The sequence below is a fragment of the Streptomyces xanthophaeus genome (assembly GCF_000725805.1).
In the GTDB taxonomy this organism is placed as follows: Bacteria; Actinomycetota; Actinomycetes; order Streptomycetales; family Streptomycetaceae; genus Streptomyces; species Streptomyces xanthophaeus.
On sequence record NZ_JOFT01000034.1, the window covers coordinates 64166 to 82235 of the forward strand.

The 18070-nt window shown below is 72.4% G+C and carries 18 protein-coding genes; 13 read left to right on the forward strand and 5 right to left on the reverse strand.

The window, feature by feature from the left end:
• Positions 1–65: 65 nt before the first annotated feature.
• A complete protein-coding gene (locus IO30_RS0121780; protein WP_199921143.1) occupies positions 66–896 on the reverse strand; it encodes a class I SAM-dependent methyltransferase in 831 nt (276 codons plus the stop codon).
• 162 nt (positions 897–1058) lie between these two features.
• Here IO30_RS0121780 and mshA point away from each other — a divergent pair, with 162 nt between their 5' ends.
• Complete coding sequence (mshA, locus tag IO30_RS0121785) at positions 1059–2441, forward strand: D-inositol-3-phosphate glycosyltransferase (RefSeq protein WP_031145228.1); 1383 nt, start codon at positions 1059–1061, stop codon at positions 2439–2441.
• Positions 2434–2952 carry a type III secretion system chaperone family protein gene (locus IO30_RS0121790; protein WP_031145230.1) on the forward strand — a complete coding sequence of 173 codons (519 nt, stop codon included), beginning with the start codon at positions 2434–2436 and terminating at the stop codon, positions 2950–2952. Before mshA ends, IO30_RS0121790 begins: the two co-directional genes overlap by 8 nt.
• A gap of 14 nt (positions 2953–2966) precedes the next feature.
• On the opposite strand, the gene IO30_RS0121795 is transcribed toward IO30_RS0121790, so the two are convergent.
• The gene (locus tag IO30_RS0121795; protein ID WP_051902490.1) at positions 2967–4367 is read right to left on the reverse strand and encodes an MDR family MFS transporter; all 1401 of its coding nucleotides are present in this window, start codon (positions 4365–4367) and stop codon (positions 2967–2969) included.
• A 164-nt stretch (positions 4368–4531) separates the two neighbouring features.
• Between IO30_RS0121795 and IO30_RS0121800 the strand changes: the two genes are divergently transcribed.
• From IO30_RS0121800 to IO30_RS0121810, 3 genes are all read left to right on the forward strand, one after another.
• Positions 4532–5293: a phosphoglyceromutase gene (locus IO30_RS0121800; RefSeq protein ID WP_031145234.1), complete on the forward strand. Its 762-nt coding sequence runs from the start codon at positions 4532–4534 to the stop codon at positions 5291–5293.
• A gap of 93 nt (positions 5294–5386) precedes the next feature.
• Positions 5387–5935 (forward strand): hypothetical protein, encoded by a 549-nt coding sequence (locus IO30_RS42110; protein WP_157853354.1) that lies wholly within the window; start codon positions 5387–5389, stop codon positions 5933–5935.
• 108 nt (positions 5936–6043) lie between these two features.
• Entirely contained in the window at positions 6044–6844 is an 801-nt protein-coding gene (locus IO30_RS0121810) for an MBL fold metallo-hydrolase (protein ID WP_031145236.1), read from the forward strand.
• A 135-nt stretch (positions 6845–6979) separates the two neighbouring features.
• On the opposite strand, the gene IO30_RS46040 is transcribed toward IO30_RS0121810, so the two are convergent.
• Positions 6980–7129 carry a hypothetical protein gene (locus IO30_RS46040; RefSeq protein WP_167347277.1) on the reverse strand — a complete coding sequence of 50 codons (150 nt, stop codon included), beginning with the start codon at positions 7127–7129 and terminating at the stop codon, positions 6980–6982.
• Positions 7130–7254: 125 nt separating this feature from the next.
• Complete coding sequence (gene phoU / locus IO30_RS0121820; protein WP_031145238.1) at positions 7255–7932, reverse strand: phosphate signaling complex protein PhoU; 678 nt, start codon at positions 7930–7932, stop codon at positions 7255–7257.
• 216 nt (positions 7933–8148) lie between these two features.
• Here phoU and phoR point away from each other — a divergent pair, with 216 nt between their 5' ends.
• Together phoR and phoP are read left to right on the forward strand one after the other, a co-directional pair.
• Positions 8149–9396, forward strand: coding sequence for a two-component system sensor histidine kinase PhoR (gene phoR / locus IO30_RS0121825; protein WP_031145240.1), 1248 nt, complete (start codon positions 8149–8151; stop codon positions 9394–9396).
• 5 nt (positions 9397–9401) lie between these two features.
• Positions 9402–10073 carry a two-component system response regulator PhoP gene (phoP, locus tag IO30_RS0121830; protein ID WP_465270294.1) on the forward strand — a complete coding sequence of 224 codons (672 nt, stop codon included), beginning with the start codon at positions 9402–9404 and terminating at the stop codon, positions 10071–10073.
• A gap of 109 nt (positions 10074–10182) precedes the next feature.
• Here the strand turns inward: phoP and IO30_RS0121835 are convergent, their stop codons facing one another.
• Positions 10183–10872, reverse strand: a complete 690-nt coding sequence (locus IO30_RS0121835) for a copper chaperone PCu(A)C domain-containing protein (protein WP_031145242.1) — start codon at positions 10870–10872, stop codon at positions 10183–10185.
• Between the two features lie 681 nt (positions 10873–11553).
• Here IO30_RS0121835 and IO30_RS0121840 point away from each other — a divergent pair.
• The 6 genes from IO30_RS0121840 to IO30_RS0121865 all read left to right on the forward strand — a co-directional run bounded on the left by IO30_RS0121840 (position 11554) and on the right by IO30_RS0121865 (position 17934).
• Positions 11554–12036, forward strand: a complete 483-nt coding sequence (locus tag IO30_RS0121840) for a CarD family transcriptional regulator (RefSeq protein ID WP_003953493.1) — start codon at positions 11554–11556, stop codon at positions 12034–12036.
• Between the two features lie 373 nt (positions 12037–12409).
• The gene (gene ispD, locus IO30_RS0121845; RefSeq protein WP_031145244.1) at positions 12410–13174 is read left to right on the forward strand and encodes a 2-C-methyl-D-erythritol 4-phosphate cytidylyltransferase; all 765 of its coding nucleotides are present in this window, start codon (positions 12410–12412) and stop codon (positions 13172–13174) included.
• A complete protein-coding gene (ispF, locus tag IO30_RS0121850; protein WP_051902494.1) occupies positions 13164–13697 on the forward strand; it encodes a 2-C-methyl-D-erythritol 2,4-cyclodiphosphate synthase in 534 nt (177 codons plus the stop codon). The genes ispD and ispF overlap by 11 nt, the downstream gene beginning before the upstream one ends.
• 95 nt (positions 13698–13792) lie before the next feature.
• Entirely contained in the window at positions 13793–15190 is a 1398-nt protein-coding gene (gene cysS / locus IO30_RS0121855; protein WP_031145248.1) for a cysteine--tRNA ligase, read from the forward strand.
• A 95-nt stretch (positions 15191–15285) separates the two neighbouring features.
• Entirely contained in the window at positions 15286–16257 is a 972-nt protein-coding gene (rlmB, locus tag IO30_RS0121860; RefSeq protein ID WP_031145250.1) for a 23S rRNA (guanosine(2251)-2'-O)-methyltransferase RlmB, read from the forward strand.
• Between the two features lie 138 nt (positions 16258–16395).
• Positions 16396–17934 (forward strand): DoxX family protein, encoded by a 1539-nt coding sequence (locus tag IO30_RS0121865; RefSeq protein WP_031145252.1) that lies wholly within the window; start codon positions 16396–16398, stop codon positions 17932–17934.
• Positions 17935–18070 lie beyond the last annotated feature (136 nt).

The window sequence follows — 18070 nt, forward strand, 5'->3', positions numbered from 1 at the left end:
CCGTCACGCCCACCCCTGACGGCTCAACGGGCCGCCCCCGACTCCGGTTCCCCGGCCCGCCCATGTCACCCGGCCGGGCGCAACGCCTCCCAGCGCACCGTCAGTTCCCCCTGCCGCCAGCGCGCCGGCCCGTCCGCCAGCGGCCAGTCACCGGCCAGGGCCCGCGCCGTGCGGATCCAGCGCTGCCGCGCCCCGTACGAGGCGTACGGGGCCGCCGCCGCCCACGCCCGGTCGAAGTCGCGCAGGAAGGCGTGCACCGGCTCCCCGGGCACGTTCCGGTGGATCAGTGCCTTCGGCAGCCGCTCCGCCAGGTCCGAGGGCCGCTCCAGCGAACCCAGCCGCGTCGCGAACGTCACCGTGCGCGCCCCCTCCGGCCCCAGCGCCACCCACACGTGACGCCGCCCGATCTCGTCGCAGGTCCCCTCCACCAGCAGCCCGCCCGGAGCCAGCCGCGAGCACAGCCGCGCCCACACCTCGGCGACCTGCTCCTCGTCGTACTGGCGCAGCACGTTCGCCGCGCGGATCAGCGCCGGACGGGCCCCGCCGTCCAGCGGCACCTCGAAGCCGCCGTGCCGGAAGCTCAGCCCCTCCCGCTCGTAGGGCTTCGCCCCCGCGACCCGCGCCGGCTCGATCTCGATGCCGACCACCCGCACCCGCGGAGCGGCCTCCCGCAGCCGCGCCAGCAGCTCCACCGCCGTCCAGGGCGCGGCCCCGTACCCGAGGTCCACCGCGACCGGCGCGTCCGCACGGCGCAGCGCGGCCCCGTGGGTGGCGGCGATCCAGCGGTCCATCCGGCGCAACCGGTTCGGGTTCGTCGTCCCGCGGGTCACCGTTCCCACGGGACGGCCGGGGCGGCCGGGACGGCTCGGGGGCGGCGGGGTACTGCGCGAGGACATGAGCCGAGACTAAGCGGAGCGCGCATGCTGGAAGAAAACCCGGCAACCCGAGGAAAAAGAGCGCGCCGCGGAATGCGGGGCACGGCCATCCGGGTTGCACTTCCTTGAAGGGCGCCGAGCGCGCTCTTCCTGTCATGCCGCCCGAGCGAGAGGACTGCTCCCTTGAGTCAGTACGTGTCCCGCCTCGGCGGCAGCATCAGCGGCCGGATCGCCGCCGCGCGCAGCACCCGGCACGACCCGCCGCGGCTGCGCCTCCCGGCCGTCGGCCACCACCGCAAGCCGCGCCGCATCGCCATGCTCAGCGTGCACACCTCACCGCTGCACCAGCCCGGGACCGGCGACGCCGGCGGCATGAACGTCTACATCGTCGAGCTCGCCAAGCGCCTCGCCGCGATCAACATCGAGGTCGAGGTCTTCACCCGGGCGACCCAGGGCGGCCTCCCGCCCGTGGTCGAACTGGCTCCGGGGGTCCTCGTACGGCACGTGGACGCGGGCCCGTACGAAGGCCTCGCCAAGGAGGAGCTGCCCGCCCAGCTGTGCGCCTTCACCCACGGCGTGATGCAGGCCTGGGCGGGGCACCGCCCCGGCTACTACGACCTCGTCCACTCCCACTACTGGCTGTCCGGCCACGTCGGCTGGCTCGCCGCCGAGCGCTGGGGCGTCCCCCTGGTGCACGCCATGCACACCATGGCCAAGGTCAAGAACGCGGCGCTGGCCGAAGGGGACACCCCCGAGCCAGCCGCCCGCGTCATAGGCGAGACCCAGATCGTGTCCGCCGCGGACCGGCTCATCGCGAACACCGCAGAGGAAGCCGACGAACTCGTCCGCCACTACGAGGCCGACCCGGCCAAGGTCGCCGTCGTCCACCCCGGCGTGAACCTCGACCGCTTCACCGTCGCCGACGGCCGGGCCGCCGCCCGCGCCCGCCTCGGGCTGCCGCAGGACGCCGTGATCCCGCTCTTCGCGGGCCGGATCCAGCCGCTCAAGGCCCCCGACATCCTGCTGCGCGCCGTCGCGGAGCTCGTCGACCGGGACCCCTCGCTGCGCTCACGGCTGTTCGTGCCCGTCGTCGGCGGGCCCAGCGGCAGCGGCCTCGCCAAGCCGGAGGGGCTGCAGAAGCTCTCCGCGAAGCTGGGCATCGCCGACCTCGTGCACTTCCACCCGCCGGTGGGCCAGGACCGGCTCGCCGACTGGTTCCGGGCGGCCTCCGTCCTGGTCATGCCCTCGTACAGCGAGTCCTTCGGGCTCGTCGCGATAGAGGCCCAGGCCGCCGGTACGCCGGTGCTCGCCGCCGCGGTCGGCGGGCTGCCGGTCGCCGTCGACGACGGGGTCACGGGGATACTCGTACCCGGTCACGACCCGGTGGACTACGCGCGGGAGCTGCGGCGGTTCGTGGACGAGCCCGGGCTCGCGGACCGGATGGGCGCCGAGGCCGCGCGGCACGCGCAGTTCTTCGGCTGGGACACCGCCGCGAGCGGCACGGCCGACGTGTACACCGCGGCCATGCATGATCATCGCCGTCGCGTACGCTCCCACCATGGCTGACACCGCCGACACCGCCACCGCCGCCGAGATCATCGAGGCCACGCTCTCGGGCGCGGAGCTGAGCTGGGAGTGCCCCGAGCCGGGCTCGTACGTCGTCCAGCTCCCCGGCACCCGCAAGCTGTCCACCACCTGCTCGCTCCGGGTCGGCCGGCATTCGCTGTCGGTCAACGCCTTCGTGATCCGCCACCCCGACGAGAACGAGGCGGGCGTCCACCGCTGGCTCCTGGAGCGCAACCTCAAGCTGTACGGGCTGAGCTACGCCGTGGACCGCCTCGGCGACATCTATCTGACGGCCCGCCTGCCCCTGTCGGTGGTGAACGCGCAGGAGCTGGACCGCTTGCTGGGCACCGTCCTGGAGGCGGCGGACGGCGCCTTCAACACGCTCCTGGAGCTGGGCTTCGCGGGTGCGATCCGCCGCGAGTACGACTGGCGCGTCTCCCGCGGCGAACCCACCTACAACCTGGACGCCTTCAAGCACCTCACGCGGCCGGACAAGCCCGAGAAGGACTAGCCCGTCTCCCGGTACTAAGGAGCGGCCGCCAGCGGCGGTGCGGGCGCGGCCGGCGAGGCGGCGTCCACGCTCGCGGCCCCGCCCGGACCGGCGACGGCACCGGCGACCACATCCGCGGAGGCCTCGGTTCCGGGAGCGTCCTGCGCCCCGGCACCGGCCACCGGCGCCGGGTCCTCCGCGGGCAGCCGCCGCATCAGCAGCCAGTAGCCCGCGCCCGCCACCGTGCCCAGCACGCCCGTGGCGGCCCACAGCCAGTCCGCCCCGTACCGGTCGATCATGAAACCGGCCATCAGCGGCGCGACGAGCGAGGCCACGGCCCAGGACATGTTGTACATCCCCTGGTAGCGCCCGCGTCCGTGCAGCGGCGAGAGCCGCACGACGAGGCCCATCTGGGTCGGGGAGTTCACGATCTCGGCCAGCGTCCACACGCACACCGTCAGCGCGTACGCCCACAGCGGCCCGGCGAAGGCCGTCAGGGCGAACCCGTACCCCGCCAGCAGCGCCGAGACCACCAGCAGCCGCTGCGGGTCGCGGTGCTCGATGAACCGCGTGACCGGGATCTGGAGCAGCACGATCAGCAGGCCGTTCACGGCGACGACCATCCCGTAGTCCCCGGGCGAGAACCCGGCCGCGCCCATCGCGACGGGCAGGCCGACCGAGCCCTGGGTGAAGATCAGCGAGATCAGGAACGACAGCCCGACCACGCCCATGAAGCGCCCGTCCCGCAGGACGGTGCCCAGTCCGATCTCCTCCTCGGCGAGCCCCTTGCCGCCGCCCGGACCCGCACCGCGGTCCCCGGCTCCCGCGGCCACGCCCGCCTCGGGCCGGGACTCGGGCAGCTTGACGTACACCAGCACCGCGCACGCCAGCGTCAGCGCCGCCTCGCCCAGGAACCCCGCCAGGTAGCTGTACTCCGCGATCAGGCCCGCCGCGGTGGCGCTGATGGCGAAGCCGAGGTTGATGGCCCAGTAGTTGAGCGCGAAGGCCCGTACGCGGTCCTCGGGACGGACGATGTCCGCCATCATCGCCGCGACCGCGGGCCGGGAGGCGTTCGAGGTCATGCCGACCAGCAGCGCCACCGCCGCGATCGCCGCCGGGTGCTCCATGAAGCCGAGCAGGGCCACCGAGAACGCCGTCGATACGTTCGCCGCCAGCAGCGTCGGCCGTCGGCCCAGCCGGTCGGTCATCACCCCCGCGCCGAGCGAGGACACCACACCGCCGAGCCCGTGCAGGGCGACCACAAGTCCCGCGAAGGAGGCCGAATAGCCCCGGTCCAGGGTCAGGTACATGGTCATGAATGTGGCGACGAAGGCCCCGAGCCGGTTGACGAGCGTGCTCGCCCACAGCCACCAGAACGCACGCGGCAGACCCGACACGCTCTCCCGGGCGGCCCGTTTGACACTGGCAACGGACATAAGGGATCCCCCCGAGGATGTAAGTGTCCCAACAGCTGCTCGCACGTTACGAGTGGAGGCATCGGGGCGCCACTCAATTGACGCCCGCAGTCAATCGGCGCCCCCCTCGGAAGCCCCCTGCTACCGCGCGCGAGCGGCCCGGCCCGTCCATTAGGCTCGTACGCATGGCCGACGCACCGTACAAGCTGATCCTGCTCCGTCACGGCGAGAGCGAGTGGAACGCTAAGAACCTGTTCACCGGCTGGGTGGACGTCAATCTCAACGAGAAGGGCGAGAAGGAGGCGGTCCGCGGCGGTGAGCTGCTCAAGGACGCCGGTCTGCTCCCCGACGTCGTGCACACCTCGCTCCAGAAGCGCGCGATCCGCACCGCGCAGATGGCGCTCGAGGCAGCCGACCGCCACTGGATCCCGGTCCACCGTTCCTGGCGCCTGAACGAGCGCCACTACGGCGCCCTCCAGGGCAAGGACAAGGCCCAGACCCTCGCCGAGTTCGGCGAGGAGCAGTTCATGCTGTGGCGCCGCTCGTACGACACCCCGCCGCCGGCCCTTGAGGACGGCACGGAGTTCTCCCAGTCCGAGGACCCGCGCTACGCGACCATCCCGCCGGAGCTGCGCCCGAAGACGGAGTGCCTCAAGGACGTCGTCGTCCGCATGCTCCCGTACTGGTACGACGGCATCGTCCCGGACCTGCTGGCCGGCCGCACGGTCCTGGTCGCCGCGCACGGCAACTCCCTGCGCGCCCTGGTCAAGCACCTGGACGGCATCTCCGACGCCGACATCGCGGGCCTGAACATCCCGACCGGCATCCCGCTCGCCTACGAGCTGGACGCCGAGTTCAAGCCCCTCAAGCCGGGCGGCACCTACCTCGACCCGGACGCGGCCGCGGCCGCGATCGAGGCGGTCAAGAACCAGGGCAAGAAGAAGTAACGAGAGCGATCACGCCCCTGATCCGCGCCTACGGCGCGGATCAGGGGCTTTTTCCGTCCGGGCCCGGTGAGACCGAGGAGTTCTGTGTTCGTCGTGAGGACGCCCGCCCGGAGTGCGGCGGTCGACGCCGACCGCCGTGAGTTCGGCCTGCTGGGCAAGAGGCAGGCCGGCGGCCTGGCCCTCGCCCGCCCGGCCGCCGCGGGGGGCCGGTCCCGAGCGGTCCTGGACCTGGAGCAGGACGACGCAGGTGCGCGGTCCAGAGCCCTGTTGGGGGGCGAGTTCGTGCCGGGAGAGGGCGACCGGCTGGCCTGGCGGGTCAGGTGCTGGGAGTCGGTCCGGCCCGCGCCGCGGCAGGGCCTGCTGCCGGGAGCGCTGCTCCCGGGCCTGCCCGAGGGGCTGGACGATGCCGTGCTCGGCGTCCTGCGTCCGGTGGCCGACCGCGGGGCCTTGCCGGCCGGCCACCTGGTGATCGACCGAGCGGGGTACGGCCCGCAGTCCTCCCCGGACCTGTTCGGGACGGCGGCCGAGCTGCTGCTGCACGTCCTGCTGGCCGGCGCCTTCGGCTCGCCCGCCGACCCGCTCGTCACGTCCTGGACGGCCACCGGCCGCGCCCCCGGAGACCCGGAGGACCGCTGTCGCTGACGCGGCCGACGGAGGGGTCACAGCACCAGCCGCTCCGGCGCGCGTGCGCAACCGGGCGGCGCCAAGATGGAGGAAGAGCTCGCTCGCCGCCGGGCCGTGGAGATCGCCATGAGCACGCACAAGGTAGGCACCGACGCCACCGTCCTCGCCGACTGCCTGGAGGTACCGGGCATCGGCTTCATACCGGTCAACGCCTTCGTCCTGCACGCCGAACAGCCGGTGGTCGTCGACACCGGCCTGGGCCTGCCCGACCGGGACTTCCTCAACAGGCTGGGCTCCGTCGTCGATCCCGAGGACGTGCGGTGGATCTGGCTGACGCACCCCGACCGCGACCATACGGGCGGCCTCTTCGCGCTGCTCGACGCAGCGCCCGAGGCACGTGTGGTCACCACGTTCCTGGGGGCCGGGGAGCTGTCCACGGAGCACCCGCTGCCCATGGACCGCGTGTACTTCCTCAACCCCGGCCAGACCCTGGACGTGGGCGACCGCACGCTCCACGCCTTCCGGCCGCCGCTGTACGACAACCCGGCCACCGTAGGGTTCTACGACGACCGCTCCCGCACCTGCTTCAGCTCCGACTGCTTCGGCGGTCCCATGCCCAGCGCCGAACTGGCCATGTGCCCCGACGTCGGAGTGGTGCACGCGGGCGAGGTGCGGGGCGCCCAGCGGATGTGGGCGAGCGTGGACAGCCCGTGGGTGCAGCTGGTCGATTCGGACCGGTTCCTCGCCACCGTGGAGCCGCTGCGGGCCATGGACCCCGACACGATCCTGTCCACCCACCTGCCCCCGGCCCCCGGACAGGCCGACCGGTTCATCGACACCCTGGCCACGGTCCCGGGCATCAGCCCCTTCGTGGGACCGGACCAGGACGCGCTCCAGGCGATGCTCGCCGGCTTCGAACCCGGCTGACCGGCCATCCTGCGCCCGCCGGGCCGGCCGCACCCCGCGAAGCGGCCCCCTGCCGGCGGGTTCCGCAGGCAGGGGGCCGTTCGTGCTCCGGGCCCGGCTTCGGGGCCCGCGGGTGTGCGCACCGGGTGGGCGGGGTCAGCCGCCGCACTGGCAGGGGGCACCGGACTGGCAGCCGCAGCCGCAGCCCGAGCCGCAGCCGCATGCCGCGAGCAGCGGCAGCCGCAGCGGCTCGGGCCGGGGCGGCTGGTCCTGCTCCGGGGTGATGGGTACGGGGGAATCGGGCATGGTTCCTCCTCGTGCGGGCGGCGTACGGGCCGCCGTACGACGGCCCGCCTTCGCCTCATTCATGCCCAGCCGCACCGGCGCGTCAACGGCGCATTGGGGCTCGCGCCATCCGTCGGACGCTGCGATCAGACGCCCTCGACCTGGGTCGGCGCCTGGAGCTCGTCCGCGTGCTCGCCCGTCACCAGGTAGACCACGCGCTTGGCCACGGACACCGCGTGGTCCGCGAAGCGCTCGTAGTAGCGGCCGAGCAGCGTCACGTCCACCGCCGTCTCGATGCCGTGCTTCCAGCGGTCGTCCATCAGGTGCTGGAACAGCGTGCGGTGCAGGTGGTCCATCTCGTCGTCGTCCTGCTCCAGCTGGAGCGCCAGGTCGACGTCCTTGGTGATGATCACCTCAGCGGCCTTCGCCATCAGGCGCTGCGCCAGCTGCCCCATCTCCAGGATGGTGGCGTGCAGGTCGCGCGGCACGGCGGTGTCCGGGAAGCGCAGCCGGGCGAGCTTCGCCACGTGCTGGGCCAGGTCGCCGCTGCGCTCCAGGTCGGCGCTCATCCGCAGCGAGGTCACGACGATGCGCAGGTCGGTGGCGACCGGCTGCTGCCGGGCCAGCAGGGCGATGGCGCGGGCCTCCAGGTCGTGCTGGAGGTCGTCGACCTTCTGGTCGGCGGCGATGACGCTCTCGGCGAGCTTCAGGTCGGCGTCGAGCATGGACGTCGTGGCCCGCCCGATCGCGGAACCGACCAGCCGGGCCATCTCGACCAGGCTCTCTCCGATCGAGTCCAGTTCCTCGTGGTACGCGTCACGCATGTCTGGTGTCCCTCTCTAGACCTACTGCACTACTGCCGGGGCGCGGGCCGGGGCGGCCGGTTTCTTCCCACGTTGACACGGTGAGCCGCAAACGCGTCCGACTCCGGCACCCCAAGTGAATCAACCCCGTCCCCAGGGTGAACTCTGGGCGACGAGTGTTCGAGGTGGCACCCGAACGGCTGTGGAAGTGTCGTTCTGCCTGCTTAACCTGGATGCATGGACGTGAACGCGGCGGTCGCCGCAGCTGCAGCGATCGCCGGTCTTTGCACCGGTGTGATCGCGATGCTGGCGTTCCGCTGGAGCGAGCGCGACCAAGCCCGCCCCACCCGGAGCTCCATGCGCCCCGACATCAATGCGGTGCTCCCGCCCGGCGTGGACACCGTCCTCTCCGTGCTCCGCTCCTCCGCCGTCGTCCTGGACGAGGGCGACGCGGTGGTCAAGGCCAGCTCGGCGGCGTACGCCCTCGGGCTGGTCCGCGGCGGCAAGCTGGCGGTGGAGCCCATGCTCCACATGGCCCGCGACACCCGGCGGGACGGGGAGATACGCCAGGTCGAGCTCGACCTGCCGCGGCGCGGCACCGGCCGCGGCGAGGCCCTCGCGGTCTCGGCGCGCGTGGCCCCGCTCGGCTCCCGCCTGGTGCTCCTGCTGGTCGAGGACCTCACCGAGGCCCGCCGGATCGAGGCCGTGCGCCGTGACTTCGTGGCCAACGTGTCCCACGAGCTGAAGACCCCGGTCGGAGCGATCTCCCTGCTCTCCGAGGCGGTCATGGACGCCGCCGACGACCCCGAGGCGGTCAGCCGCTTCGCGGGCCGCATGCAGATCGAGTCCACCCGCCTGATCAATCTCGTGCAGGAGCTCATCGACCTCTCCCGGGTGCAGAACGACGACCCGCTGGAGGACGCCGAGCCGGTCCGCGTGGACACGCTGGTCGCCGAGGCCATCGACCGCTGCCGCCACACGGCCTCCTCCAAACAGATCACCATGGCCTCGGGCGGCACCGCTGACCTGCGCGTCTGGGGCAACCGCGGACAGCTCGCGGCCGCCCTCGGCAATCTCGTGGAGAACGCCGTCAACTACAGCCCCGCCCGCACCCGCGTCGGCATCGCCGCACGCAGGGTCGCGGCTCCTGGGGGAGACTTGATCGAGATAGCCGTGACCGACCAGGGCATCGGCATCCCGGAAAAGGACCGCGAGCGCATCTTCGAGCGCTTCTACCGCGTGGACCCGGCCCGCTCCCGTGCCACGGGAGGAACCGGCCTCGGCCTTGCGATCGTGAAGCACGTGGCGGCCTCGCACGGCGGGGAGGTGGCGGTCTGGAGCTCGGAGGGCCAGGGCTCCACGTTCACCCTGCGCCTGCCCGAGGCGGCGGCGCCGGCCACCGCGGCGAAGGCCACCGAATCCACTCAGCCCCTGCTTGAACCAGAAACAGCACCAGCCATCCCTGCCCCGGAGGTCCTTCCGTGACCCGAGTGCTCGTCGTCGAGGATGAGGAATCCTTCAGCGACGCCCTGTCCTACATGCTCCGCAAGGAAGGCTTCGAGGTCGCGATCGCGGCGACCGGGCCCGACGGGCTCGACGAGTTCGAGCGCAACGGCGCCGACCTCGTCCTCCTCGACCTGATGCTCCCCGGCCTGCCCGGCACAGAGGTCTGCCGGCAGCTGCGCGGCCGCTCCAACGTCCCCGTGATCATGGTGACCGCCAAGGACAGCGAGATCGACAAGGTCGTCGGGCTGGAGATAGGAGCCGACGACTACGTCACCAAGCCCTTCTCCTCGCGGGAGCTGGTCGCCCGCATCCGCGCGGTCCTGCGCCGCCGCGGCGAGCCGGAGGAGGTCACCCCGGCGGCCCTGGAGGCCGGGCCCGTACGGATGGACGTCGACCGCCACGTGGTCACCGTCGCCGGCGGGAAGGTCGACCTTCCGCTGAAGGAGTTCGACCTGCTGGAGATGCTGCTGCGCAACGCGGGCCGGGTCCTGACCCGCATGCAGCTGATCGACCGGGTCTGGGGCGCGGACTACGTCGGCGACACCAAGACCCTCGACGTCCACGTCAAGCGCCTGCGAGCCAAGATCGAGCCCGACCCGGGCGCCCCGCGCTACCTGGTCACGGTGCGCGGCCTGGGCTACAAGTTCGAGCCGTAGGCCGACGAGGCCGACAGGTCCGACCAGGCCGTCCCGGGCAAGCGGGAAGGGCCCCGGCCGCAGTAGCGGCCGGGGCCCTTCCCGTACGTCGTGCCGGTGCGGCGGTGCCTCAGTGGCCCGCGGCGCGCGAGGGGGAGCCGGACGGCGAGCCACCGGCGTTGCCGGACGGGCTGCCCGAGGCGGAACCGGAGGGCGAACCCGACGCCGCGCCGGAGGGCGAGCCCGAGGGGGAACCGGACGGGGTGCCCGAGGGGCTGCCCGACGGGCTGGCGGCGGCGGGGGCCGCGGTCGGGCCGAATCCCTCGTAGATGCCCGTGCCGGGGACCACGAAGGCGTCCAGCTCGACGCTGCCCGTGCTGCTCAGCTGGAAGACGACCTTCTGCACGTTGCCGTCCTCAAGGGCCTCGGCGCCCTCGACCACGGCGGAGGCGTTGCCCTTGCCGCCCAGCACCAGGGAGCCGCCGGCCGGCACGGTGACCTTGCCGGTGCCCTCGGCGGCCTTCAGCGCGACCTTGGCCTTGCCACCCGGGAGGGTGACGGAGTCAAGGGTCTGGGCCTCGGAGCCCGCGTTGAACAGGGTCGCGGAGACGGCAGCGGGCCCGGGGCCCTTCTTGTCCTTCTCGCCCTGGGTGATCACCACAGCGTTCTGGATCTTGATGTCGCCCTTGGTGGTGGCGGCGTTGTCCGGCTTGATCTGGAGAGTCTCTGCGTGCTGTCCCGCGGCGCAAGCGGCCAGCGAGGCGATCGAGAACACGACGGCAGAGGCGGCGAGGGCGCCGCGTCGAAGGCTGCGGCTCACGGCGGCGGCAACTCCTTGGACGTACAGAACGGGAGGGTGGACGCTCGGAACGGCCGAGGTAAAGCCGCTCTAAGGGTGTGTCAGCGCGCTTAGGTTACCGAGCCGCCGCCCCGCCCCCGCACCCGACCCTCCGCAGCACACGGGCCGCCCTCGCCCCGCCCTTCGATCTTGTATTCCGGATCAGGCCCGGCCCGAGCTTCCGTCGCCGATCATGGGTCCTTCGCAAAACGTCCGCCCGGCCTCCGGTGATCGCCTCCGTGATCCCTTCCGTGATCCCTTCCGTGACCGCCTCCGTGATCGTCCGGTGATCGCCCCGGGGCCGGCCCCGTGATCAATTCCGGGATTCCCTCGAACGTACCTGCGTGATCAATTCCGGATTGGGCCGGAACCCCTCCGTACGGGCGCCCGCCAGTCGAACGGAGTAGTTCGGTTTCCGGCCTTGGAACCCGGCAAAACGGGACGTACGTCACGCTGGCGGGTGTGCCGGACAGGTGTAGCGTGGCCCTTTCGCCCGGTCCGCGCAGCGCCCCCGACCTGCGAATACCCCCTTCCCGGAGCCCTCCGCAGCACGTTTCTGTTGCTGTTGTCAAGCCCCGAGATGTGCCCTGACCTGCGAAAACGCCATTCATAACAGTCAGTTCTCGTGTTACCCTGGATAGCCACGGAAGGGGTACCTGTCACATGACGTTCAAGGTTGGCGACACCGTGGTCTATCCCCATCACGGGGCCGCGCTGATCGAGGCCATTGAGACTCGTCAGATCAAAGGCGTGGACAAGACCTACTTGGTGCTCAAGGTCGCCCAGGGCGACCTGACGGTTCGTGTGCCTGCGGACAATGCGGAGTTCGTCGGTGTTCGCGACGTAGTCGGCCAGGACGGGCTGGACCGGGTCTTCGAGGTGCTTCGCGCACCGTACGCAGAAGAGCCGACGAACTGGTCCCGGCGCTACAAGGCAAATCTGGAAAAGCTCGCTTCTGGCGATGTCATCAAGGTCGCGGAAGTAGTGCGTGACCTGTGGCGTCGTGAGCGCGAGCGCGGACTGTCCGCGGGTGAGAAGCGCATGCTCGCGAAGGCGCGTCAGATCCTGGTGAGCGAGCTCGCGCTCGCCGAGAACACGAACGAGGACAAGGCCGAGGCCCTCCTCGACGAGGTGCTCGCGTCCTGACGCGAGGGCCCGTCCACCGTTCACGTTCCGTTCGGTCATGTCGCTCTCGACGCGGCTGACCACACGGATCACACGGGTTCATCAAAACAGTGTTCACACAGTTGTGCCGCGGTGCCCGCTGACAAGGCCTCTCCTCCACGAGAGGCCTGTCGCCGGGCGCTGCGGCATGTCTGTACCCATACCGTGTGAACCCACCTACCTCACTGGCGTACCGGGTCCGGATCAGCCTGCTCGGCCGGTCGTCACGGAAGGGGCGAGGGCATCGCACCCGGCACGCCCCCCAGCTGTCGGCCGGGGGTCACCCCCAGGGCCATACCCATGTCCGCCGAAGCCACAAACCTGGCCGCGCAACCCGGAGCCATCGGAGCCATCGATGCATGACGAACCGCGCCCCGAGGGCGCCCCGCACCCCCACCACACCGCCGCGGTCATCCCGGCCGCCGGCCGCGGGGTACGCCTCGGCCCCGGTGCCCCCAAGGCCCTCAGGTCCCTCGGCGGCACCCCCATGCTCATCCACGCCGTCCGCGCGATGGCCCGCTCGCGCGCGGTCTCCCTCGTGGTCGTCGTCGCCCCGCCCGCCGAGGTCGCCGAGGTGCGCCTGCTGCTCGGCGAGCACGCCCTGCCGGAGCGCACCGAGGTCCTGGTCGTCGGCGGCGGCGAGACCCGCCAGGAGTCCGTGCGCGCGGGCCTCGACGCCCTCCCCGGGCACATCACCTCGGTGCTCGTCCACGACGCGGCCCGGCCGCTGGTCCCCGTGGACACGGTGGACGCCGTCGTGGAGGCCGTCCGCGAGGGCGCCCCGGCCGTGGTGCCCGGGATGCCGCTGGCCGACACCGTCAAGGAGGTCGAGCCCGGCGGGCCCGGCGCGGCCGAGCCGGTCGTGGCCACCCCCGAGCGGGCCCGGCTGCGCGCCGTGCAGACCCCGCAGGGCTTCGACCTCGCCACCCTGATGCGCGCGCACCGGGAGGTCGACCTCGGCGGCGAGGGCGCCACCGACGACGCCGGGATGGTGGAGCGGCTCGGCATCACCGTCATGGTGGTCCCCGGCCACGAAGAGGCCTTCAAGGTCACCCGCCCGCTCGACCTGGTCCTCGCCGAGGCCGTACTCGCCCGTAGGAGGGCCACCGATGCCTACTGACCCCACCGCTTCCCCGGACGGCGCCGGCCGCCCCGCCCCGCCCCTGATCCCGCTCGTCGGCATCGGCACCGACGTGCACGCCTTCGAGACCGGGCGCGAGCTGTGGTGCGCCGGTCTGCTGTGGGAGGGCGAGGACGGCCTCGCCGGGCACTCCGACGGCGACGTCGCCGCGCACGCCGCCTGTGACGCCCTCTTCTCCGCAGCGGGCGTCGGGGACCTCGGCGCGCACTTCGGCACCTCCCGCCCCGAGTGGTCCGGCGCCGCCGGCGTCACCCTCCTGGCGGAGGCCGCGCGCATCGTCCGCGCCGAGGGCTTCGAGATCGGCAACATCGCGATCCAGGTGATCGGCGTACGGCCGAAGATCGGCAAGCGGCGCGAAGAGGCGCAGAAGGCGCTCGCGGCCGCGGCGGGCGCCCCCGTGTCCGTGTCGGGCACCACCACCGACGGCCTGGGCCTCACCGGCCGCGCCGAGGGGCTCGCCGCCATCGCCACCGCGCTGGTCTACCGGACGAGCACGACCTGAGCACCGGTGGGCCGGAGCACCGCTTCGGCAACAAACGCACCCCGCGTCCCGAAAGGGTCGCGGGGCACTGCTACAGGCCCACTACCCTTGATGCCGTGACTATTCGCCTGTACGACACCAGCGCCCGGCAGATCCGCGACTTCACTCCGCTCACGGCGGGCTGTGTCTCGATCTACCTCTGTGGCGCCACGGTGCAGGCCGCCCCGCACATCGGGCACATCCGCTCGGGCCTCAACTTCGACATGATGCGCCGCTGGTTCGAGTACCGGGGCTACGAGGTCACCTTCGTCCGCAACGTCACGGACATCGACGACAAGATCATCGCGAAGTCGGCCGAGCAGCGCCGTCCCTGGTGGTCCATCGGCTACGAGAACGAGCGGGCCTTCAACGACGGCTACGCCGCCCTCGGCTGCCTCCCGCCCACCTACGAGCCCCGCGCCACCGGGCACGTCACCGAGATGGTCGAGATGATGCGCGGGCTCATCGAGCGCGGCCACGCGTACGAGTCCGAGGGCAACGTCTACTTCGACGTGAAGTCGTACGCCGACTACCTCTCGCTCTCCCGCCAGGAGCTGGACAACATCCGCCAGCCGGAGAGCACGGGCGAGACCGGCAAGCGCGACGCCCGCGACTTCGCCATGTGGAAGTCCGTCAAGCCCGGCGAGCCCTCCTGGGAGACCCCGTGGGGCCGCGGCCGTCCGGGCTGGCACCTGGAGTGCTCCGCCATGGCGCACAAGTACCTCGGCGAGGCCTTCGACATCCACGGCGGCGGGCTCGACCTGATCTTCCCGCACCACGAGAACGAGATCGCCCAGGCGAAGGCCTTCGGCGACGAGTTCGCGAAGTACTGGGTCCACAACGCCTGGGTCACCATGTCCGGCGAGAAGATGTCCAAGTCCCTCGGGAACTCGGTGCTCGTCTCCGAGATGGTCAAGCAGTGGCGCCCGATCGTGCTGCGCTACTACCTCGGCACCCCGCACTACCGGTCGATGATCGAGTACAGCGAGGAGGCCCTGCGCGAGGCCGAGTCCGCGTTCGCGCGGATCGAGGGCTTCTACCAGCGCGTCATCGAGAAGGCCGGGGTCGTCGAGCCCGCCGCCGAGGTGCCGCCGGCGTTCGCCGAGGCCATGGACGACGACCTGGGCGTCCCGCAGGCGCTGGCCATCGTCCACACCACGGTCCGGCAGGGCAACAGCGCGCTGGCCGCCGACGACAAGGACGCGGCGATCGCGCGGCTGTCCGAGGTGCGGGCCATGCTCGGCGTCCTCGGCCTGGACCCGCTCGACCCGCACTGGGCGGGCGAGGCGGACCGGGGCGAGGACCTGCACGGGGCCGTCGACACGCTCGTACGCCTGGTCCTGGAGCAGCGCGAGTCGGCGCGGGCCCGCAAGGACTGGGCGACGGCCGACGCCATCCGCGACCAGCTCCAGCAGTCCGGCCTGGTGATCGAGGACAGCCCGACCGGTCCGCGCTGGACGCTCGGTCCCCGCTGAGCCCGGGCAGCTGAGCCTGGTGTGCTGCCCGGCGTTCCGGGCGGCACACTCTTCATACGTACATACCGCAGCATCAACGAAAACAGGTAGAAGTCATGGCCGGGAACAGCCAGCGCAGGAACCGACGCACGTCCAACAAGAAGGGCGCGACGGTCGGCAGCGGTGGCCAGCGGCGCAAGGGCCTGGAAGGCAAGGGCCCCACGCCCAAGGCCGAGGACCGCAAGAAGCACAAGGCGAACCGCATCAGCAACGCCATCGCGCGCCAGGCCGCCAAGCGCCGCCCGGCCCCGCGCCGCGGCGGCCCCAAGGGCACCAGCGAGATGGTCGTCGGGCGCAACCCGGTCTTCGAGGCGCTGCGCGACGGCGTTCCCGCCACCACGCTGTACGTCCAGCAGTTCATCGACAACGACGAGCGGGTCCGCGAGGCCCTCCAGCTCGCGGCCGAGCGCGGCAACATCAACCTGATGGAAGCCCCGCGCCCCGAGCTCGACCGGATGACGAACGGGCTCAACCACCAGGGCCTGGTCCTCCAGGTCCCGCCGTACGAGTACGCGCACCCGGAGGACCTCACCGCCGCCGCGTACGACAACGGCGAGGACCCGCTGATCGTCGCCCTCGACGGGGTCACCGACCCGCGCAACCTCGGTGCGATCGTCCGCTCCGTCTCCGCCTTCGGCGGCCACGGCGTGGTCATCCCCGAGCGCCGCGCCGCCGGCATGACCGCCGGTGCGTGGAAGAGCTCGGCCGGCACCGCCGCCCGCACCCCGGTCTCGCGCGTCACCAACCTGACCCGCGCGCTCCAGGACTACAAGAAGGCCGGCATCACCATCGTCGGCCTCGCCGCCGAGGGCACGCACACCGTCAACGACCTCGCCGAGCTCGCGGGCCCGGTCGTCATCGTCGTCGGCTCCGAGGGCAAGGGCCTGGGCCGGCTCGTCGGCGAGAACTGCGACTACCTCGTCCGCATCCCGATGCCGGGTGGCGCCGAGTCGCTCAACGCCGGTGTCGCCGCGGGCGTCGTGCTGTACGAGGCGGCGCGCAGCCGCGCCAACCGTCCGCGCGCCTGAGCTCTGCCGAACGGCCTACGGTCCGTGACCCGTGAGCGTGTCTCCCCGCCCGTTTCGGGCGGGGCGACTTGATCTTGACGGGTCTCGGACAGATCCCTGATGTCAAGGCAGTGTCCTAAACACTGATCACTCGGTTAGATGAGTGTGGACACCAGAACGTCAGGGTTCGACGACCAGCCCGCGCTGAGCATGGTCAAGGTGCCGTGCGACCCCGCACAGGTCATCGTCAACCACGCCAGCTTCCGCGTGCGGCTCGCACCGAGCCCGAGCGCGCGTTCCAAGCCCGCGAACGCCCCCGGGAGAGCCCCTGTGCTCGGCGGCGCCGTGGTCGCCGCGGCCGGGGCCACCCGCCGCCGGGCCCCCGTCGTCTGGAGCGGCAAGTCGGACGCCGGCGACGCCGCGGCCATGGGCGGACTGCTCCAGGCGGTACGGGAGGCCGGGAGAGGCGCCGACTCGTACGACGGCGGCGCCACCCAGGTCATCCCGCGCATCGACCTGGCGCACGACCTCGCCGAGGACACCCTCGCCTCTCCGACCGTCATCGGCCAGCGCACGTACGGGGACCCGGACGAGACGCGTCCGCTGGCCGCCGTACGGGACCTGCCGTACGGCGGGGGCTACCCGGACGGGCCGCCCGACGCCGGGTCCGACGCCCGGCGGGGCGGCTCCGACGCCCGCGGCCAGGCCTCGTACTACCCGGGCCGCCGGATGAACCTCGGCGTCGTGCTGCTCCCGCTGCGCGTCTTCCTCGGCTTCATCTCCATCTACGCCGGCATGGGCAAGCTGTGCGACCCCGTCTACTTCGACGGCGGCGAACGCGGCTCCATGGTCACCTGGCTGCACACCCTGAACCCCTGGGCGCTGGCCGAGCCGCTGCGGGACTTCGCGCTCGCGCACCCGGTGGGCGCCGGGCTCACCGTGGCCTTCCTCCAGGTCATCGTCGGCGTGCTGACGGTGTTCGGCCTGTGGCAGCGGTTCGCGGCCTGCTTCGGTGCGCTGCTGTCGGCCGCGCTGCTGATGACGGTGAGCTGGAAGACCGTCCCCGCCTACGACGCGCCCGACATCATCTACCTCGCCGCCTGGTCCCCGCTGATCATCGCGGGCGCCCCGGTGTACTCCCTCGACGGGCGGCTCGCGGGCGAGGCCTGGCGCACGCTCGGGCCGCGCTCCGAGATCTGGCGGCTGCGGCGGCGCGTCCTGCGGCGCGGTGCCGTCATGGCCACCGTGGTGTGCGGGCTGACCCTGCTCGTCGGTTCGCTGCTCGGCGGGGCCGTCCGCTCCACCACCGTGGTCACCGTGCCCGGGCCCGGGCAGCCCCCGACCAACTACCTGCCGGGTACGCCGCTGCCGCAGAGCCCGGCCCGGCAGCCGCAGCAGCAGCCCTCGCAGCAGCCGTCGAAGGCGGCGCAGCCCTCGGCGACCCCGAGCGAGCCCGCCGCCAAGTCGGGACGCGGGTCTTCGAGCGGCCCGGCCCGGGAGACCGCCGGGACCGGCTCCGGTTCCCCGACGGCGACCCGCGGCACGACCGGTGCGCAGACCCCGCGCAGCACGCCGCGCCAGTCCGCCCCGCAGAAGCCGCCGTCCTCCTCCGCGGGTTCGGGCAGCGGCGGCAGCACGGGCGGCAGCAGCACCCCGGCCAAGCCGAAGCCCGGCCTGGTCGGAGGCCTCCTCGGCTGACCCTTCCGGCCGCCTGCGGGACGGGGCCCGGCACGCACGAGCGTGCCGGGCCCCGTCGTGCGTGGCGGGCGTTGCGCGGGCGCGCACGGACGAGAGGTACGGATGTCCGGGCTGCCGAACTGCCGTGTGAAAAGGC